Source organism: Staphylococcus sp. HMSC13A10 (genome assembly GCF_001808005.1).
Taxonomy (GTDB): domain Bacteria; phylum Bacillota; class Bacilli; order Staphylococcales; family Staphylococcaceae; genus Staphylococcus; species Staphylococcus pasteuri.
Genome location: NZ_KV791859.1, coordinates 1,902 through 23,704, shown reverse-complemented (window position 1 = coordinate 23,704; position 21,803 = coordinate 1,902). Strand labels below are relative to the sequence as shown.

Below are 21,803 nucleotides of genomic sequence, written 5' to 3'. Positions count from 1 at the left end.
AAAATATCCTCAACTTGTTTTAACATAATCCCTTGTAACTAGAGTAATCTGCTAGTTCTGAGGGACTTGTTTTTCAAGTTGAGGATTTTCTTTTCTAATTATTAATTTTACTGTTTTCAAATTATGCTAACTTTGTTAAATCGATCACTTCATCGCATTGGGCTGCAATATTCATATCGTGTGTGGCCATAATCAATATATTATGTTCATCTACTAAGTTGAGTAATAATTGTATAATCAACTGTCCAGTTTCAGGATCTAAGGCTCCTGTAGGTTCATCAGCTAATATAATCGTTGGCTCTTTCAACATTAACCTTATTAATGCGACCCGTTGTTGTTCACCACCACTCAAAGTATGAACCTTTCTCTTTTTATTTTCGGTCAGACCAAATTGACTTAAATACTTCGACTTTAATGCTTCTTTTTCTCTTTTGGATAACTTTTTATAAGCAAGTCCGATGTCTAAATTTTCATCAATAGATAAGTTCTCTACTAAACCATAATTTTGAAATAAATAACCCAATTGTTCTCTATAAAATTTCGCATTAAACTTTTGTATTTGGCCATCAAATACTATTTGTTCTTTATCGACTTTTTCAATGCCGGCAATGGTGTTTAACAATGTTGATTTACCACATCCACTTGTTCCGATTAAAGCGTATGATTTTCCATATTCGAATGTTAAGTTAATATCTTCAAATATATGATAGTTATCTTTGTGAATTGATAGATGATTCAATTGTATTGTCATTGAGATTTAACCTCTTTTGGAACATTCGCTTCTTTAACATATGTGATTTTTCTTACGTATTGTCCTTTATGCATGACTTTCACATATTCTCTATCAGGATCAAATCCATTAAATGTAAGTTTATAATCCAATTTTTTGCCATCTTTGTTGAATACGGAAATATTTTCATAGTACTGCGTATCTTTCGGTACTTTAGCATAGTCATCTTCCATTTTAAGTAATGGATTAACACGGTCAATAATTGGATGATGTACAAAAGTGAATACGATGAGAGTAGCTGAGATAAGAATAATAAGTAATGTAATGATGTATTTCATAGTTATAACTCCTTGATGACTTGTTGTGATTTCTGTTCAAAATGACGTAAGGTAAATAGTTGTAATAATAATTGTAAGACAATCATGAAAGAGAAAATCGACAATAATTGAGATGAAGCAAAGTAGTAATATGTAACTAGACCGACAAAGATAAGAAATAAGTTGCTCATCATTAAATACTTATAATTTGAACGTAACGCCGTGTATCCATGAATTTTCTTAATTAAAATGAGCTTTTTATTTTGGTCAAAATAATATTTCACATCAAATAAAATAATAATCACGGTAACAATCGCTATAATGATTTCAGAGACAATATAAATTACTAATTTGATATTGTTATCACGATATTCTTGCATAATGCTGTCTTTGTAGTTAGTAATGCCACTGACATCATTTTCCAGATTATATTTTTCAATATTTTTAACTAAAGCATCGTAGTCTTTAAATAAATAACCACCTTGACTGAGCATGGCATAGTAAAAATCATCCCATAAATCTGTAGACTGCACATTGACGATAATTGGTGAAGGTACGAGACTCAAGTCACCTATCGAACGGTTATTAAAGGAGAAGATGTGATAATCATCTTTATTAGTTAAATTAATATTGAGTTTTCCATCTTTGTTATGCTTATCTTTCAAAGTATTAAACCATTCTTGGTATTCTTTATTAACTTGTTTAAATTTGTCCTTATATTTATTAGGCAGTATAACTTCTAGAACATCTTTATTATTATTCATAGTCAAACCAGTTGGATAATATTTATTGTATAAACCCCGAAATTGCTGATTCACAAAAATCACATTACCCTCATATGGAGAGTAATCATTCTTAGCACTTTGATGATTATTTTCCTTAATTAGAATAACGTTATTTTGATTTTCACTATCCATAATAAGTTGACGTGAGTGGACCATTCTCTTATTTTGAGTACTTTCATTTCCATTTGAAGGCGTAAATTCTACTGTGTAATAATCATCTAATAACTTCCAGTATTTCTCCGATGCCTTTATTTTATTCAACTCTGTAATCATAGCCATATTTTGAATAATTACTATAGCCATTAGCGCCAATAAAAAACCTTTAGCACTAGTATTGATTAGTCGAATCGTTTTAAAATGCTGCTTTCCTTTAATCATATGAGCTATATTCAAATTTAATAACATGAGGTAAGTCCATAAATTAATAAAACTGATGATGATAATAAAAATACTAGATAGTAGACTTAGCCTTATCATGTATAACTTTAAATTTCCACTATAGCCTAATAACCATAGCGTAATGGCACTTATTCCTATTTGAATAATATATAAGCTGAACCAATAAGCACATTTCATATGAAATTGTTCAAAAATGATTTTCGGGAGTGTGTAACCATGTAATGTTTTTACTGCGTAGGCTTTGAAATGAATATTCTTTTCATAAATATAATAAAGTAAATAAATGATTACTAATGCGATTAATGGAATGACTAGATTCATTTCAGCAATAATACCCATCGCAATCATCACTCTATTGAGTTGATACGTTTTGATATTGACACCCTTAGCCTTCAAAGTGTCTTTTAATTCTTTAGCATTAAACTGATTGTCAGTAATTAAGTAGTTCCCTTTTACCTCTCTTTTAATAAGTTCTTTATTATTAATATAGTTGTATTTTTGTTTGGTATTAAAGGAATTAAGCGAAGTTTGTTGAGTTGGATTAAAGACATATATATCTTTATTTATCTTCTTATTTTTATAATTAGTAATCACTTTATATATTGCAATATGTTCTTTTTTAGCAAATTTTGTGATTGTATCAAAAATCTCTTTTTTATTATATTGATGATCCCAGTCAGTTACTTCAACTATATATTTACTACTAGGTAACAATTGTTCATTTTCTTTATATGTATATAAGAATAAAAGTGTTGTTATTAATAGTAATACCGTGATGTCTAATATTATCTTAAACCATTTCATGTTGTACCTCTTATGCTGTATCGATGTCTATTTTCATTAATGATTTGTCTCCATTTAATTATACTGAATATTCTGATAATAATAAACGATTTTTTTACGACAAAAAATGGCCTACCCATAAGTAAGCCACTCGTTTTTTTCAAGTTATATAAAAATCAATACCCTATCATTAAAGCGATGGACATGGCAACTGCACAGATAACGACCCATATAATTATTAATTTCCATGCAAATTTTAGCCATTGTGTATATGTAATACGCGCTACTGCTAACGCACCCATTAATGTTGCAGATGTTGGGAATAGAATATTACTAATTGCATCACCATATTGGAATGCGAGTACTGTTATTTGACGATTAATGTGTAATAAATCAGAAATCGGAATCATTAATGGCATTGTTGTTAGCGCTTGACCTGATCCAGACGGTATAAAGAAATTAAGTATAAATTGTAAGACGAACATGACCATGATAACTAATGAAGCTGGAACATCAGCTAATAGTGTTGTCATACCATGTACAATACTATCAATGATTTTCCCATTCTCTAATAGTACAACAATCCCTTTGGCGATTCCGACAACTAGAGCACCATATAAAATATCTTGCATTCCTTTTACTAGTGCATCAAATGTGCCATTAAATCCAAGTCCAGCAACTAAACCGGCTACGATACCTGCAAGTAAAAAGTTGGCACTCATTTGTGTGAATGTCCAATCATACTTGAAAATACCGAATACATTAAATAAAATGCTTCCTAAAATTAGCGCTAAACTGAATGCTTGTCTCTTACTAAAATGCTGGTATTCAATTTCTTTATTAAGTTGTCCTTCTTCCTTTTCTAATTCATAAACAATACTTTTAGTATTATTCTTTTTAACTTTATGACCATACAACATCACTGTTGCAATTGCTGCAAATAATATAAATATGTATATTATTGTTCGTAAACCCCAACCTGAAAACAACGGCAATTCGGCCACTTTCTGCGCAACCCCAACGGTAAATGGATTTAACATACCTCCCATAAACCCGCTTCCAGCACCTAAAATAACGACAGCTGCTCCAGTCAAGGCATCATAACCTAAGGTACGTGCGATTAAGACGCCAATCGGTACAAAGATGATTGTTTCTTCTGACAAACCAATAGAAAATCCTAAAATAGAAAAAGCCGTCATTGTTAACGGAATCATTAAGAAGTTAGCCTTCCCTAGTGTACGCATGGCTTTATTCACACCATTTTCAAAAGCACCTGTTTGATGCACAATACCGAACGCACCACCAACTAAAAACACGTAAAATACTATCTCTCCACCACTGACGAGACCCTCTGGTACAGCTCTAAAAATATCTAAGAAAGACAGATGTTGATTAGCTACTCCGTGGAATGAACCCGAAACTACAACTGTTTGACTCCCTTTCTTTTCTCGCGCATATTCTCCTGCTGGAATAATATAAGTCATAATCCATGCAAAAATAATTACCATCAGTAATAAAGCGTACGTATGTGGTGTCTTAAATTTAAATTTCTTCCTTTGTTTTTCTTTTGTCATATGATTTAACCCCTTTTTAAATCACGTCATTTAAAATCAATTTATTTTGAAGTTTTATTTTTATACCGATACCCTATTTTCAGAAAATTAACAATAATTTTATTAAAAAAGAATTTAGCAGCTACATCGAGCTACTAAATCCCTCTTTTAAATACAAGTTTTTTATTTTATGATCTACACTTCTACATTTCGTTTTGGTACTAAAATAAATGCGGCAATAAATGCGACTAATACCATACAAGCACCTACGATAAAGGCGATTGTTGCTGCAAAATGGGTATCGTTATAAATACTAATTGTTGAATAAACTGTTGTCACCACTGCGATACCAAATGCTGCTCCTAATGTTGATGTCATTTTAATAATACCTGATGCTGTACCTACTTTTTCTTCTGGAACGTTTGATACTGCTGTTGATAAGGCAGGTGTTGCAAAGAAACCTAAGCCTAACCCTATGCAAATAAATCCAATCACAGAAACAATATAATAAATTATACTTGGTAAGGCTGTAATGGATAGTAAAATAATTCCTACAGCAATAGTGATTGGTCCAAACATTAATGGTATTTGAGGTCCATTTTTTTGCATGAAACGTTCACCTACACGAACCATGATTAAACTACAAACCATATATGGAATAGTAATTAACCCTGCTTGTGCTCCTGATAATCCCATGGCGTCTTGCATATAAATATTGAATAATGCAAGCACTCCAATTTCAGTATTAACCATTAAATTAGCAATCGTTGTACCTATATAAATTTTGTTTGAAAATAACGTAAAATCAATAAATGGTTCTCTTTGTTTACGTTCATAAATGTAAAATGCAAACAATGTGATAATAAATACTACGATTAAACCTATAATCACAGGATTAAGCCAACCTAATTTTGTACCTTGTGTGATAACTATATTAATACTTAACATCATTATTACGAAGATGAAAATACCCATAATATCAAATTTCTTATTATGTGCGGATTCATCTTTAGACTCTGGTGTACCTCTTAACAATATCATTGCGATGAATGCAAAAATAATTGATAAGATAAAAATCCAACGCCATCCTACATATGTTGCGACTACACCAGCGAATAGAGAAGCTAGTCCAGTTCCACCATAAGAACCAAATGACCAAAAGCTTAATGCTTTTTGACGTTCTTCACCTGAGAAGAATGAGTTAATAATCGCAATCGTCGCTGGTAATAAACAAGCGGCTGAAAGACCTTGTAATACACGTCCTGTAAGTAAGAAGAACGGCATATTAGTTATAATAACGGAAATAGATCCTAATATACTTAATACTAGTCCCGCTCTAGTCACTTTTACTCTTCCTATTTTATCTGAGAGTCCACCTGCAACAACTATGAACACACCAGTTAATAGTGAGGTAAGACTTACTGCAATATTGATAATACTCATATCAACGTGATAATCATTTTGCACATGAGGCGCTATATTTAAGAGAGATTGAGCAAACAACCAATATGTCAAAATCCCTAATATAATAGCTAGTATTAATTGATTTCCTTTTTTGTAATTTCCAGACATAGCTAGTCACTCCTATTCATTAGTAACTTGATGCGTAGCTGCACTTTTACCAGCAATTCTTCCATAAGTAAAGATATCAGCAAGTGCATTACCACCTAATCGGTTACCTGCATGAATACCTCCTGCTACCTCACCAGATGCATATAATCCTTCAATAATATGACCTTCAACATCAATAACTTGTGCTTGAGAATTAATTCGTAAGCCTCCCATAGTATGATGTACTGCTGGTTTACGAGGTGTTGCATAGAATGGTGCTTTTTCAATTTTTAAATCAAATGCACTTTTATTGAAATCATCATCATGACCTTGATCAACAAATTTGTTATAACGTTCGATAGTATTAATTAATTGTTGTGGTTCGATGTTTAGTTTTTCTGCTAATTCTTCTAATGTGTCACCTTTTACTAATGTACCGTCTTCAAGCTCATGATTAATTTTGTCTTCAGAAGTATTCATCGCTAATGATTTAATATTTTCATCAGCAATAATGTAGAACATACCATCTTTTTGTTCTAATGCCGCTTTAGATAACACGTCTCTACTTTCAAATTCATTTACGAAACGTTGTCCTTCTTTATTAACAAATACGAAGTTAGATGGTGTCACAATTAAACCTGTGAATAGTGCGCCTGTTTTAGGGTCAGATATTGGCATCATTTGAGAGAATCCCATACCAACAAGTTCTGCACCTGCTTGGACACCTAAACGTATACCATCACCAGTAATTGCAGGTGAGTTTGTTGTTTTAATATCATCTGGAATACTATCCCAATACGTATTATATTGTTGTAACATTTTAGTATTAGCACCAAATCCACCTGTAGCAAGTACTACACCATGTTTTGTATGAATTTTAACTTTAGCTCCGTTTGCTTTACGAGCTTCAATACCTACAATTTTATTGCCTTCTTTGATTAATTTTTCGGCTGTTGTTTCAGTGAATATACGACCGTGATGTGTTTTAACATAGTCACCAAGATTTTCGATAAATTCTAAACCTTGTGCTTTCATTGGTTTATGACCACGACGCCATAATGCACCAACTGGCATATCTACGAATGAACGATCGAAATGTACGCCTTTTTCTGTTAGCCATTTAACAGAATCTAATACATTATCTGTGAGTGTTTTAACTAGTTCATAGTCACCTGTAATTTCTACATTATTTTTATCTTTACGTTTACCACCTAAATATGTTTGAATTCGGTGTAATTCAATTGAATCGAATAAGTTATTGCCTTTTTCACTATCGTCATCTAAATAGGCTTTAATTTGAGATTTTACTGTGCGGAAATCTTCTTTATAATCATCATCTATATCATTTTCATCATGTTCTAATAGTTGTTTTAATGTCTCATGTTCACCAGCTAATGCAGGGAAACTACCTTGCCATTCTGGTTCAACTGCATTGACTTGTCCGCCAGTACGTATCGTATTTCCTCCGATAGCGGCAAATTTTTCAAGCATAATCACTTCTTTACCTTCATCTAAAGCAGTAGTTGCAGCACTTAAACCTGCACCACCAGTACCGATTACAACAATATCCGTTGTTTCTTCAATTGTTTCGTTTGACCATTGAACAACTGGTTTAGGACGCGCGCGTAGTACATCAGGATCTTCGCCAGCTTGTTCAATCGCTTCAGCAATACCTTGAATAATACCTTCACTTGTAACAGTTGCCCCAGAAACTACGTCTACATTTAATGTTTGTCCTTCTATGATATCTTGTGGTAAACGTTCAAATACTGGATTAGCAATACCTTCAGATTCTCCACTGTCATCAACTTCAATACTTACAATTTTGTCTTCAGACAGTTCAACTTTCATAGGTAAATTACCATTATGACCTTTAGCAAAAACGTTATAAGTACCTTTATTAAATTTCACTTTTTTATTTTGTAATGCTTTAAGTTTTTCGTATTTTCTATGTTCTTCTTCTTTGTCTAATATCATAAAGTCCATTACTTTCCATAATGGTGATGGAATGTGTAATACTTTTTGGTCATGAATATCAACAAATTGTTCTACTTCTTGGTCGTTAATAATTTTTTCTGTCCAATTTGGTTCAATTAAGTATGCTTTACCAACTGCTAATAAGTCATACCCTAGTTCTAAAGCTTCTTCAGCATCTTGTTTTTGTGAAATGCTTCCGACACCTATTAAAGGAATGCTTGCTAATGTTTCATTTCTAGAATTTAAGTATTTATTAATTAATGGCTCAGAATCGTCTTGATTAACGATTGACGTACGTTTATAACTATTTGCTGAAATATGGAAGTAGTCAGGTTTATATTCAGCAAGTGTATTTAAGAGATACATTGTATCTTCAAATCTAATACCTGGTTCTTCTAATTCTTCTGGAGAGAAGCGATAACCTATAATAAAATCTTTAGCGTCTGCTTGAGCTACAACACTTTGAACTTTTTTCAATACTTCGATTGGGAATTTTGTGCGTTTTTCTCGACTACCGCCCCATTCATCTTGTCTTCTATTAGAGTGAGGAGAGAAGAATTGTTGGATTAAATACGTATTTGCACCATGAATTTCAACACCATCGAATCCCGCTTCAATTGCTCTACGAGTCGCTTCACCAAAGTGATTAATCATTTGTTCTATTTGTGATGTAGTCATTTCACGAGGTGTTGCAGCATCAGGTCGCAATGCAGTAATTGGACTTGCGGAGATTGGCTGTTCTCCTTCATTTAATTTTGGATTAGCCATACGACCGGCATGATAAATTTGTAGAATTGCTTTTGATCCTTTGTCTTTAATCGCTTGTGCTAATCTTGCTAGACCTTTAACCTTTTCATCTGTGTCAACACCAATAGCACCAGGGAATCCACGTCCATGATCTTCAACAAAGCAACTTTCTACAATAATTGCAGCTGCGTCACCTGAACGGTATTGATAGTAATCTATCATTTCTGAAGTCACACTACCGTCAAAATATCCAGCTTGAATTGTCATTGGCGCCATTACTATACGGTTTTTCAATTCAGCTCCAGAGTTTAATTTGACAGTATCTAAAATTTCTTTATTCATAAGTCATCCTCCTGATAAATTGTGATTATTTTCACATGTATATTTAAAAATATAATACTCATTTAGAGTATTTAAATTACATATTCTTTTTGCATAGAAATTCTTGAAGTTGAAACAATGTCGCCATCACGTTTAACAATGACACCTTCAATACCATCTATTTGATTAAGTAGTTCAATATTTTGTGATGCTTGCCCAAAACTACAAATCGTAGTCCATATCTCGCAATCCACAGAATGATCAGATACGATGGTTACGCTAGCAATATCATTATTAACTGGGTATCCTGTTTTACTATCTAATATGTGATGATACAATTGATGATCTTTTATAAAATAGCGTTCATATATACCTGAAGTCACAACAGATTGTTGATGAATATCTAAAACTGCAAGTGGATTACTATTCTTATAAAAAGGATTACGAATACCTACTTTCCAACTTCTTGATGTTGGTGTATTTTCACCAATCGTAATCACGTTACCACCAAAATCAATAATTCCTGAAGTTACACCTTGATTAATGAAAAATGTTTGAAGTTGATCAGCAAAATACCCTTTTACAAGAGCGCCTAAATCAATCTCCATACCTTTCTTAGTTAAATAAACTTCATTTGTTGCTTCATTCAATTCTAGATTTTCAGGATTCGTTAACGTTATCGCATGTTGAATGTCTTGTTCATTCGGCTTTTTAGCATCTTCAAAACCAATTTTCCAAAGTTTAACTAAAGGGCCTATTAAGATATTCATTTTTTGATTAGAAGTTAATGTTGCATGATAACCTAGCTGAATCATTTTAAATATTTCACCACTAGTTACTACTGGCCTTATACCAGCCATTCGGTTAATTTTCATTAAATCTGAGTGCTCGTCATTAGCACTAAATTGTTTTTCCCAAGTATGAATTTTTGACTCGGCTTGAGATAAAATTGAATCTGGTTGATTGTGATTAATTGATAAGCGAATCACCGTCCCCATTGCATTAATTATGACGTTTTTCAATTTATCCCCTCCTGAAATATATTTTGATAGCGTTTACAAAAAGTGCTAAAAAAATATAAAATTTAGAAATATTGTTAACTAATTCTATTTCCAAGTTCATACTACCATAAATACACAAAAATAGTTAAAATATGATAAATGTTCACAATTAAAACACACTTTAAAAATAAACTTAATGATTATTAAATTATTTTTTATATTTTGATAAATAATTAACAATTACTTCAAATTTTATTAAAAATGGACATATCAAATTCTGCTTTGATATGTCCATAATTTGAAGGGTATTTTATGGGGTATAATATAGTTTTTTATAGCGTGATTGGAATTTTTCCTTTGAAATTAACGTATTGATATGCCATTTTGACTGCTTCATCATTTGGTGGTTCAACATTTTCTAATTGATATGGGATACCTAAATTTTTCCACTTGTGTACTCCGAGTTGGTGATAAGGTAAGATTTCAAATTTTTCAACATTATCTAGCGAATTGATAAATTCACCCAATTTAATTAAATCTTCTTTATCATCTGAAATTCCTGGGACTAGAACGTGTCTTATCCATATAGGTTGTTTCATATCTGAAAGCTTACGTGCAAATTTAAGAATATGTGTATTCGGTTTGCCTGTTAATTTAATATGTTTTTCATTATCGATATGTTTAATGTCTAAAAGCATGAGATCCGTATATTTTTGTAATTCATCAAAATGACGATTAAATGCTACTGTATCATTAACACATCCAGCAGAAGTATCAAGACATGTGTGTATTCCATTAGCTTTTAATTCTTTAAATAATGCTTCTAAAAACGGCATTTGTAACAATGGTTCGCCACCGCTAACTGTAACTCCTCCACCTGAAGCGTCAAAGTATGGTTTATAAGGTAATACTTCATTTACCATTTCATCTACTGTCACTTCTCTTGATGGCTCATTAATTTTCCATGTATCTGGATTATGACAATATAAACATCTTAATAAACAACCTTGTGTGAATAATATATATCTAATTCCTGGTCCGTCTACTGTACCCATACTTTCAACGGAGTGTAAGTGTCCTTTAAGCATTTTGCTCCCACCTTATTTTCTACATTTGTTCGTGGAATGTACGAGAAATAACATCCAATTGTTGTTCACGAGTTAATTTAATAAAGTTAACTGCATAGCCAGATACACGAATTGTTAATTGTGGGTATTCTTCAGGATGATCCATTGCATCTAGTAATGTTTCTCTATTAAATACATTGATATTTAAGTGATGGCCATGTTGCATAGCGTAGCCGTCTAGCATACTTGTTAAGTTTTTGTTTTGTGATTCTTCTTCTTTACCTAGTGATTTTGGAACAATACTAAATGTATTTGAAATTCCATCTTTACAGCAATCATAAGGTATTTTAGCTACAGAACTTAATGATGATAATGCGCCTTTTTGGTCGCGTCCATGCATTGGGTTAGCACCTGGTGCAAATGGTTCTCCAGCTTTACGTCCATCTGGTGTATTACCTGTTTTCTTACCATATACAACGTTTGAAGTAATCGTTAATACACTCATTGTATGTTCTGAATCGCGATATGTTTTATGGCTACGTAATTTTGTCATAAAGCGTTCTACTAAGTCGACTGCAATATCATCTACACGGCTGTCGTTGTTACCATATTTAGGGAAATCTCCTTCGATTTCAAAGTCTGTCACAAGTCCATTTTCATCTCTAATAGGTGTTACTTTTGCATATTTAATTGCTGATAATGAGTCTGCTGCTACAGATAATCCTGCTATACCAGTAGCCATTGTGCGAATGATATTTGTATCATGTAATGCCATTTCGATTCTTTCATAGCTATATTTATCATGCATGTAGTGGATGATATTTAATGAATTAATGTAGACACCTGCTAACCAATCCATCATTTTTTCAAATTTAGCAAAGACTTCATCATAATCAAGTACGTCAGATTTAATACCTTCGTAACTTGGTCCTACTTGTTTTCCAGATTTTTCATCTTTACCACCATTAATTGCATATAATAATGTTTTAGCTAAGTTAGCTCTTGCTCCGAAGAATTGCATTTGTTTACCAATTTTCATAGCAGATACACAACATGCAATACCATAGTCATCGCCATAACTTTCACGCATCAAGTCATCATTTTCGTATTGAATTGAACTTGTTTTAATACTCATTTTTGCACAATAAATTTTGAAGTTTTCAGGTAAACGCACTGACCAAAGTACTGTTAAGTTTGGTTCTGGTGCTGGACCTAAATTGTCTAATGAATGTAAGAAACGGAATGAGTTTTTAGTAACAAGTGGTCTGCCATCGATACCTACACCACCAATAGATTCAGTAACCCATGTTGGATCTCCTGAGAATAATTTATTATAGTCTGGTGTACGAGCAAATTTAACAATACGTAATTTCATAATGAAGTGGTCGATAATTTCTTGTACTTCACTTTCAGTAATGTCACCATTTTTCAAATCACGTTCTGCATAAATATCTAAGAATGTTGATGTACGTCCTAAACTCATTGCTGCACCATTTTGTTCTTTAATTGCAGCTAGATATGCTAGATATAACCATTGCACTGCTTCTTTAAAGTTAGTTGCTGGTCGACTTAAATCGAAACCATACATTTGACCTAATTCTTTTAATTCATTTAAAGCTCTATATTGTTCTGATAATTCTTCACGTAAACGAATTACATCTTCTGACATTTCAGTAGACATTGTATTGAAATCGTGAAGTTTTTCTTCCATTAAGAAATCTACACCGTATAATGCCACACGGCGGTAGTCTCCAATGATACGTCCACGGCCATAAGCGTCTGGTAACCCAGTAATAATTCCTGCTTTACGGCAATCTAACATTTCTCTGGAATATGCATCGAATACACCTTGGTTATGTGTTTTACGATAATCTGTGAAGACTTTTTCAGTTTCTGGATCTAATTCATATCCATATGCTTCACATGCAGCTTTCGCCATACGTATACCACCAAATGGTTGCATTGAGCGTTTGAATGGTTTATCTGTTTGAACACCAACGATTGTTTCTAAGTTTTTGTCTAAATATCCTGCATCATGTGAAGTGATTGTCGATGCAACTTTTGTATCCATATCCCACATGCCACCGCGATCACGTTCTTCTTTAGACAATTGCATCACTTGGTCCCATAATTTTGAAGTAGCTTCTGTTGGACCTTCTAGGAATGCGTCGTCGCCTTCATATAAAGAATAGTTTAATTGAATAAATTCTCTTACGTCTGAATGTCTATTCCAACGTCCATTTTTAAAACCTTGCCAAGCATGAGTATGATTTGTTTCTAACATACCTTTCGCCTCCAATTATTTATTATTAGTTAATTAATCCCAAATTTTGTTATCGCTTTCACAAAGAGTATAGCATGTATTTTGTGATTACTTTCACATAATTTATGGCTAAATTATATATAATATGTGGCTGATTAAAGAACCTGTGAAATAAATTAATACAGTATATCTTTTAAATTATCTGTTATATAACAATTTTATAGTTAATGGTAAAAAGAATAGTTTGTCACTTTAAAAAAAGTGAATTTATTGACTAAATACAATTAAATTTTCAAGCAAATATGTTAGGCTAATTTAGTATGGAATGATGACATCATCTAACCTTCAAGTATTGAGTGATTAATAGTTTAAAGGAGTTAAATGTTACATGAAGAAGTTATATCTTTTTTTATTAATGGGATTATTAATACTGTCAGCATGTTCAAATGGTCATTTAGGTGAAAAAAATCAAAAAAGTGATAATAACCATTCGAAGAAAAATCATAAAAAGATTAAAAAAGACGGAAAGACATATATTGATGGTATTCTAATAGTAAATAAACAAATTAAATTACCTAAAGATTTCAATCCAGGAGAAAATCCAAAAGCGGTACGTGCTTTAAATAAAATGATGACAGATGCGAAGAAAGATAATATTCAATTATATAAAATAAGTGGTTTTAGAAGTTATCAAACACAAGTACAACTATTTAATAATTATAAAGCTAGAGATGGCGAAAAAGCTGCTAATAAATATAGTTCGAAACCAGGTCACTCTGAACATCAAACTGGATTATCATTTGATGTAGGAGCACAGGGCTCAGATAAAAATTTATATCGTAGCTTTGGTAAAACTAAAGAAGGTAAATGGATTAAAAAACATGCTGCTGATTATGGTTTCATTGTAAGATATGGAAAACATAAAGAGAATGAAACAGGTTATCAATATGAACCATGGCATTTACGTTATTTAGGAAAAGATAAAGCGAAAAAAGTTAAACAATCAGGTAAAAGTTTAGAATCATATTTAGGTTTATATCCTAGGAAATAAATAATAGAAAAAGGCGGAGATTTTGAATTGAATATCAACTCAAAATTTCCGCCTTACTTTATGATAAAAGTGATAACTTTATTATTTTTCTTCGCCTACAACTGTAAAACGTTCATTAATATGTTGTGGGTTTTCAATTTCATCTACAATAGCTATTGCAAAATCAGCATAGCTAATATAACTTTTTCCATTAGAATTCACTAATAGTTGATCTTTACCAGATTTATATTTACCAGTTCTTGCACCTTCATAATCAAATTCAGCTGAAGGACTTAAAAATGTCCAAGTAATTCCTTCTGCATTTTGTAATTCTTCAAGGTTTTGTCCTTGGCCTATTGCAGTTGGTTTGACTACATCTGGAAATTCATCAGTGTCAATAAGTTTAATAGTGTGAGCATCATCAACATATAAACTTCCTGCGCCACCAACAATAATTGCTCTAGTATCTGTACCTTTTAAAATATCAATTAAATGACGACCTGCATTAATATGACCTTCTGAATCGCCTAATGGTGCACCAAATGCATTTACCACTACATCAAATCCTGCAATATCAGAAGTAGTTAAATCATGAATATCTTTTTCAATGACATCTACATTTGAGTTCGAAACTTTTGATGCGTTTCTTACGATAGCCGTTACTTGGTTTCCTCTATCTACTGCTTCTTCTAAAATAAGTTGTCCAACTTTACCTGAAGCCCCAATAATTCCTACTTTCATTATAAACCCCTCCGTATTTCTTGTTATAAAGGTTAATTTAAAAGCAATTAATCTAAATATATAAATGTAATCTTTGCAGTTACTTATGTTTTTGTCAATTTAATAGCTCTTAATACAAATTCTTATCCATAAAGTGGTAGGTTAGTTATCTCAATTTATATATTTATTTATTATTCTTAAAATAAATTTTGATGCCAATAATTGTCAACATACCAAGTAATACAAGGCCTACGACCGCCATAAGTATGTAAAGGAAAATCATGCCCCAATGTGTCGTAGCTTCAACTTTAACGCTAGGGGCGTGATGATCTTTTATAAATTGTCTATCATAATCAACGTATAATCGATTGTCTTTAGAAACTTTCAATTTATATTTTTTCTTATCTTTTGGAACTAAATCATATAAATCTTTTTTAACTTCGTATTCCTTATCATCTATCTTATGTTCCCCTTTTGAAACAACTTTACGGTATTCATATTGTTTAAAAGCATGCTCAGTCAAAGCATTCGCAAGTTTTTGACGTGCATGTTTAGCTTGTTCATCAGGATAAGGCATTACATTAAATATGCCAGTAACAATTCTTAAATGATGTCGTTTAGCTGTTAATTCTAGATTATAGCCATTGTCACTAGTACCTGTTTTCAATCCATCAACATCTTTCATAGCATCTGCTGCATTTGGTAATGATGTATTTGTATTATGTAGCTCTTGATTAGATTGAGTATCTTTAGAAAGCTTTGTAATTTTTAAAACATCCGGATGTTCTTTTAACAAATTTGTACTGAGTATAGCCATATCTCGTGCAGATGTATGAGAAATAGTATCATTTTTATATTTTTTCGGTTCATATGGTTGTAAAACTTTATTATTTGCTCCACTTGGATTAGTAAATTTTGTATTTTTCATACCTAATTCTTTTGCTTTTTTATTCATTCTGTCTGTGAATTTTGAAGAATTGCCATCAATATGTTCAGCTAAGACTAATGTAGAAGCATTACTTGATTCTAATGCTGCTTGTTTCAATAATTGATTGATTGTAACAGTTTCACCTTGTTTTAAAGGAAATGTTGTTAAATTAGGTAATTCTGACATTTTTTCATATCTTGATGTAATTTTTACTTTATCGTTCATTTTCACTTTCCCAGATTTAATATCATCGTATATTAAATCCATTGTCATCAATTTAGTTGTTGAAGCTGGATCAACTTGTTTTTTGTCGTGATAATTGTAGAGTATTTGTCCATCCTCAGTTGTTACTATCATACCTTTTGGATTGTATTGCTTATCAATGTTTTGTTTTTCTTGTTTAGCTACGTCTACAGGTGACTGTGATGCTAAAACAGTTGGTGATACAACGATTAAACACATAATTATCATCAGAATACTGGTCAAAACTTTTTTCAATGATGCTCCCCCTATTAATATTTTTTATATCATTTAGTTACTATATGTAATTTGCATATACCTATGTTTATAAGTGCCCTACTTAATTTCACTCTAAACTAATTTGGTATTTATGTATATATTATATGAACATAAGTATTATAACGTAATTGACTTACTCTATTAAAATTTTATTATCAAATTTTGTAAAATATGTATTTCTAAAGTAAGAAGGACTTTATTTTTTAAAATTTATAGCATTTTATCGTTTTATTACATTTTGTAATCTATTTTTAATTGTTTAGTTACAATAAATATCTGATTTGTTCTTGAATGTAAATAGCTAGTATTGTAATATAACTGTTATATCAAGTATATAAAATATACAAAAGGAGTTATACGCTATGAGAATAGGATTATTATTAATTAGACTTATGTTAGGTGTCACTTTTACAATACATGGTTCACAAAAGGTATTTAGTGGATTTAAAGAACCTATGGAAATGATGGCTGGCTTAGGCTTTCCAGCATTTTTAGGCATTTTATTAGGATTGTTTGAATTTATTGGTGGTATCTTTATGATTATAGGTTTACTTTCAAATTACGTTGCTGCTGGTTTTATCGTTATTATGCTAGGCGCATTATTTACGGTACATCTATCACAAGGTTATATGGCTTCAGAACTTGTAATTATACTTCTAGTTATGAGTATTGCTGTAATGATCTCTTATAATTGGAAGAAATTATTAGAACTATATTAATTTTTAAATAGAACATTCAGATACACGAAAAGCAACCTAACACATCGTTAGGTTGCTTTTTCAAATACGATTTTCTATTATATACTAATCATCTTGTTGATTGTCTAATACTTTACCTGTTTTAGCATCGACTGTTATTTCATGTTTTTCTTTACCTTTTTGTAGGTCGAAATCATAAACTAATTTTCCATCATCTTTAGATAATGACCATTCTTTAACGTCACCGTCAAATTCTTTTTGAGCAGATTTAATGGCATCTTTATAATCTTTTACATCACTATATTTAAACGAATCATTAGAATTATTAGATTCGCCTTTTTCAGTTTCTTTATGAATTACCTTTTTATCTTTGTCATTAATAATGACTTCTGATTCTTTGTTATTCTTAGTGTCTTGTTGTTCAACTTTGTATACCCAGTCGCCATTTGATTTTTCATATGAAATATCTTTTAAATCTTGACCTTTATATGTTTGTTGCGCTTTTTTAATCGCATCTTCAGGATTTGTCTTAATATCTTTTACTGCTACAGTAGTATCTTTTGTACCTTCGTCTTTTTTATTTGAAGCTGAATCACTACCTCCATTGCCACACGCACCTAATAAAATGGCTGCCGATGATAATAAAGCTATTGTTTTTGTATGTTTCATTGTTAGTCTCTCCTTTATATTAGATATTTCTTAATCCCCAACTTTCTATACAAAAAAACTTAAATTAAGGAATTGTAAAGATTTTGTAAAGATTTATTGAAGGTAAATGTTTACAGTAGTTCACTTATATTAAAGTATTTATCATTGCTTTTTATTGAATTTTACGTTTCGATTGTACTTAAAAATTTTAGAATATCAGTTCTAAATTAGACCACGAGCACGTTGACGTCAGACAAACCTCAGTGTCCTCTCACAGAAATTATTTACACTTATTTTGATTTTTATAAATTTTTAAATGTTTTCAAAAATAATAGCTACAAAAAAATTTTTTAGAAATAGATTTGTGAATAGTTATACTTGTATTACAACAAATATATTATACAAACTTATTGAATTTTACTCTATTCGTTGTAATGGGATAACAATTTTATTTTCCAAATAATATTAATATTTTTTAATCTCAAAGTGTGATATATTTGTTACGTAATATGAAGTTAAATATTAGTGTATTATTACATTGAGACTAACCCATTCTTACACAGCAACATTTAAAGGAGTATGGTTCAATGTCAAAAAGACAAAGAAATTTAAAACACAGTTTAGAAAACGAAAAATCTCGGGTTAAATTATATAAATCTGGGAAACATTGGATTAAATCAGGTATCAAAGAAATTAAATTAATGCGAATCATGGGATTACCTATCTTTTCCAATCATACAATGGAAGATTCTGATGAAGGTAAAGAAAAAGGTAACTTTGTAAAAAGAAATGCTATAAAAGCTTCTACAATAGCAGGTGGCGCTTTTACAGTTAATATGTTACATAATCATCAAGCAATGGCAGCTTCTGAATTACCTGTAACTTCAGAGCTTTCTACACAAAGTCAAGCAGTCGCAAATCAAAATTCAACTGAACTTAAACATGCAAGCAATAGTGAAAACACAGCGAAAAGTGAATCTGTTTCATCAAAAAAAACACAAAGTTCTGAAAAAAATGACACAACTGATAGTACTCAATCTACGTCTAGTAGTAGCGAGAAATCAGATACACAATCTAGTGAAAGCGTTGAAAATAAATCTGAACAACATAGTGAAACTGATCAAACTAACAAACAGAATTCTGATTCAGAGCAAGCTTCTAAGTCTAGTCAATCAGACCATAGTAACTCTGAAGCAAGCAAAAATGATTCAAAAAATTCTCAAAGTACAAAATCTACTTCATCATCTAACGATAATTCATCTGATTCACAATCGCAGAAATCAGAAACAGCTACAAATGAAAGTAAAACAAGTACTTCAAGTGAAACTAAATCAACTTCACCAGACTCTCAATCTCAAGCTTCAACGAAAAATACCGACAGTCAATCATCTGCAGGTGCTACATCAAGTGAATCCCCAAAACAAAATACAGTAAATAGTGAAGCGATTACGAATAAAACATCATATATTAATGAAAGAATGACACATACTGCTTCTGAGAGTGTTGTCACTACACCGGTTGCTAGTGAATCTAGTAAATCGACTAGTACAACTAAAGTACGTGCATTTAGTAGATTAGCGGTCAATCGTTTAGCAGCTGCAGCAACAACAGCATCACCAATTGCACCTACAACTTCACAGGTCGTAGTTGATAAGGATAACTTTACTGATCATTTCACAACTAGCGGTTCTGCAACATACGATCAAAGTACTGGTGTTGCAACATTAACTCCAGATGTTGGCGGACAAAAAGGTGCTATATCTCTAGGTACTAAAATTGACTCAAATAAAAGTTTCCATTTTGAAGGTAAAGTTAACCTAGGAACTCGTTATGAAGGAACTTCTCCAGACGGCGTCACTGGTGGCGATGGTATCGGTTTCGCCTTTTCACCAGGTACACTCGGACAAATTGGTAAAGAAGGGGCTGCCTTAGGTATTGGTGGCTTGAATAATGCTTTCGGCTTTAAGTTAGATACTTATCATAATACCTCACAACCTAACTCATCTGCCAAAGCTAATAAAGACCCTGCTAGTGTAGGTGGCGGTGGCGCATTCGGTGCATTTGTAACAACAAATAATTCAGGCGTAGCAACAACTTATACAGATAATACAAAAACTGCTAATGCGGCTAAATTAACAACACAACCTAATGGTACTTTCCAAGATTTTATCATTGATTATAATGGTGATACGAAAGTCATGACAGTAACATATGCTGGACAAACGTGGACTAGAAATATTTCTGATTGGATTAAAGCCAGTAAAAATACTAACTTCTCGCTATCTATGACAGCGTCTACTGGTGGAGCTCGAAATTTACAACAAGTTGAAATTGACTCATTCACGTATACTGAAACTGCTACGGCACAAGTTCACTATGTTGATGCCGATACTGGTAAAGAAATCGTTGCAGCTAAAACACTGGCTGGAGACGTAGACAATACTGTCACTATTGATGATCAACAAAGCGCGATTACGGCTAAAGGTTATCAATTAGTAAATATAGATAGTACATATGCACCAACATATAACGCAACAAATAAAACAGTTAAATTAACAAATGCAGGGCAAGCTATAACTGTCTTTTATAAAGATGTACAGGCACCAACTATTAACATGTCTAATCAAACTAAAGAAATTAATAGCCCAATTTCACCTATTACAGTGAATACAACAGATAATGGTACTGGCACTGTTACAAATACTGTTACAGGTCTACCTTCTGGATTAAGTTATGATTCAGCATCAAACACAATTACTGGAACTCCTACACAATTAGGAAATAATACTGTTACTGTCACTTCAGTTGATCAAGCCGGTAATTCGTCTACATCGACATTTAACATTAATGTAGTGGATACTACTAATCCGGTTATTAATATTAATAATCAATCTAACCAAGTACTATCACCTATTAATAACGTAACAATTGATACAAGTGACAACAGTGGTTCAACAACTGATACTGTAACTGGATTACCACCAGGTTTAACTTATGATCCTACAACTAAAACAGTTAGTGGCACACCTACTACAATGGGTGACTATACTGTAACAGTTACATCTAAAGATGCTAGTAATAATACAACTACTAAAACATTTACTTGGAATATAGGAAGAAATGCAGAAAGTGATTCTATTTCTAACTCACAAAGTACTTCAACTGTTGATAGTACAAGTACTTCAAATAGTACATCTAATAGTAATAGTATTTCGTCATCAAATAGCACTAGTGCATCTATAAGTAATTCTACGAGTGCTTCGACTTCTGGTAGTACAAGTGCTTCACTAAGTAACTCACAAAGTACTAGTGCATCCTTGTCTGATAGCCAATCAGTAAGTAATAGCATGTCAGCTTCTGATAGCACAAGCACTTCTATGAGTGAATCTCAAAGTTCTAGTACTTCTATGTCGGATAGCACGAGTGCTTCAACTTCTGATAGTGCTAGTGCTTCTCTAAGTGATTCATTGAGTACGTCTGTTTCTGACAGTACGAGTACGTCTGTAAGTGATTCAAATAGTACAAGTACTTCGACATCACTCTCTGATAGTTCTAGTACATCTATGAGTGATTCTACTAGTACAAGTACGTCTACATCTGATAGCACAAGTGCTTCTCTAAGTGATTCATTGAGTACGTCTGTTTCTGACAGCACGAGTACGTCTGTGAGCGATTCAAATAGTACAAGTACTTCTACTTCGCTTTCTGATAGCGCAAGCACGTATACTAGCGATTCATCTAGTACAAGTACGTCTACGTCTGATAG

General features: G+C 32.1%; 15 protein-coding genes. 3 read left to right on the top strand and 12 right to left on the bottom strand.

Annotated features, from left to right (window positions below):
- Positions 1 to 121: 121 nt before the first annotated feature.
- From HMPREF3125_RS07340 to pflB, 9 genes are all read right to left on the bottom strand, one after another.
- Positions 122 to 751 (bottom strand): putative bacteriocin export ABC transporter, encoded by a 630-nt coding sequence (locus HMPREF3125_RS07340; protein ID WP_070452843.1) that lies wholly within the window; start codon positions 749 to 751, stop codon positions 122 to 124.
- Positions 748 to 1,068 (bottom strand): YxeA family protein, encoded by a 321-nt coding sequence (locus HMPREF3125_RS07335; RefSeq protein ID WP_070452840.1) that lies wholly within the window; start codon positions 1,066 to 1,068, stop codon positions 748 to 750. Before HMPREF3125_RS07335 ends, HMPREF3125_RS07340 begins: the two co-directional genes overlap by 4 nt.
- A gap of 2 nt (positions 1,069 to 1,070) precedes the next feature.
- On the bottom strand, positions 1,071 to 3,035 hold the full coding sequence (locus HMPREF3125_RS07330; RefSeq protein ID WP_070452837.1) for a DUF1430 domain-containing protein: 1,965 nt from the start codon (positions 3,033 to 3,035) through the stop codon (positions 1,071 to 1,073).
- Positions 3,036 to 3,190: 155 nt separating this feature from the next.
- On the bottom strand, positions 3,191 to 4,588 hold the full coding sequence (locus HMPREF3125_RS07325; protein ID WP_070452834.1) for a YfcC family protein: 1,398 nt from the start codon (positions 4,586 to 4,588) through the stop codon (positions 3,191 to 3,193).
- A gap of 174 nt (positions 4,589 to 4,762) precedes the next feature.
- Positions 4,763 to 6,139, bottom strand: coding sequence for an MFS transporter (locus tag HMPREF3125_RS07320; RefSeq protein WP_017637621.1), 1,377 nt, complete (start codon positions 6,137 to 6,139; stop codon positions 4,763 to 4,765).
- 12 nt (positions 6,140 to 6,151) lie between these two features.
- Positions 6,152 to 9,184, bottom strand: a complete 3,033-nt coding sequence (locus tag HMPREF3125_RS07315) for an NADH-dependent flavin oxidoreductase (protein ID WP_070452831.1) — start codon at positions 9,182 to 9,184, stop codon at positions 6,152 to 6,154.
- Between the two features lie 71 nt (positions 9,185 to 9,255).
- On the bottom strand, positions 9,256 to 10,185 hold the full coding sequence (locus HMPREF3125_RS07310) for an FAD:protein FMN transferase (protein ID WP_083279979.1): 930 nt from the start codon (positions 10,183 to 10,185) through the stop codon (positions 9,256 to 9,258).
- A 311-nt stretch (positions 10,186 to 10,496) separates the two neighbouring features.
- Positions 10,497 to 11,252: a pyruvate formate-lyase-activating protein gene (gene pflA / locus HMPREF3125_RS07305; protein ID WP_029056736.1), complete on the bottom strand. Its 756-nt coding sequence runs from the start codon at positions 11,250 to 11,252 to the stop codon at positions 10,497 to 10,499.
- Between the two features lie 19 nt (positions 11,253 to 11,271).
- Complete coding sequence (gene pflB, locus HMPREF3125_RS07300) at positions 11,272 to 13,515, bottom strand: formate C-acetyltransferase (protein WP_070452828.1); 2,244 nt, start codon at positions 13,513 to 13,515, stop codon at positions 11,272 to 11,274.
- Between the two features lie 367 nt (positions 13,516 to 13,882).
- On the opposite strand from pflB, the gene HMPREF3125_RS07295 reads away from it, so the two are divergent.
- Positions 13,883 to 14,545, top strand: coding sequence for a M15 family metallopeptidase (locus HMPREF3125_RS07295; protein WP_046467230.1), 663 nt, complete (start codon positions 13,883 to 13,885; stop codon positions 14,543 to 14,545).
- An 81-nt stretch (positions 14,546 to 14,626) separates the two neighbouring features.
- Here the strand turns inward: HMPREF3125_RS07295 and HMPREF3125_RS07290 are convergent, their stop codons facing one another.
- Positions 14,627 to 15,265 (bottom strand): NAD(P)-dependent oxidoreductase, encoded by a 639-nt coding sequence (locus tag HMPREF3125_RS07290; protein WP_070452825.1) that lies wholly within the window; start codon positions 15,263 to 15,265, stop codon positions 14,627 to 14,629.
- Between the two features lie 163 nt (positions 15,266 to 15,428).
- Positions 15,429 to 16,670, bottom strand: a complete 1,242-nt coding sequence (gene pbp4 / locus HMPREF3125_RS07285; RefSeq protein ID WP_070452822.1) for a penicillin-binding protein PBP4 — start codon at positions 16,668 to 16,670, stop codon at positions 15,429 to 15,431.
- Positions 16,671 to 17,053: 383 nt separating this feature from the next.
- Between pbp4 and HMPREF3125_RS07280 the strand changes: the two genes are divergently transcribed.
- The gene (locus tag HMPREF3125_RS07280) at positions 17,054 to 17,410 is read left to right on the top strand and encodes a DoxX family protein (protein WP_029056731.1); all 357 of its coding nucleotides are present in this window, start codon (positions 17,054 to 17,056) and stop codon (positions 17,408 to 17,410) included.
- An 84-nt stretch (positions 17,411 to 17,494) separates the two neighbouring features.
- Here HMPREF3125_RS07280 and HMPREF3125_RS07275 read toward each other — a convergent pair whose 3' ends face one another.
- A complete protein-coding gene (locus HMPREF3125_RS07275; RefSeq protein WP_046467232.1) occupies positions 17,495 to 18,058 on the bottom strand; it encodes a PepSY domain-containing protein in 564 nt (187 codons plus the stop codon).
- A gap of 566 nt (positions 18,059 to 18,624) precedes the next feature.
- Between HMPREF3125_RS07275 and HMPREF3125_RS13050 the strand changes: the two genes are divergently transcribed.
- The coding region (locus HMPREF3125_RS13050; protein WP_256278079.1) for a lectin-like domain-containing protein at positions 18,625 to 21,803 on the top strand (3,179 nt) is incomplete at its 3' end.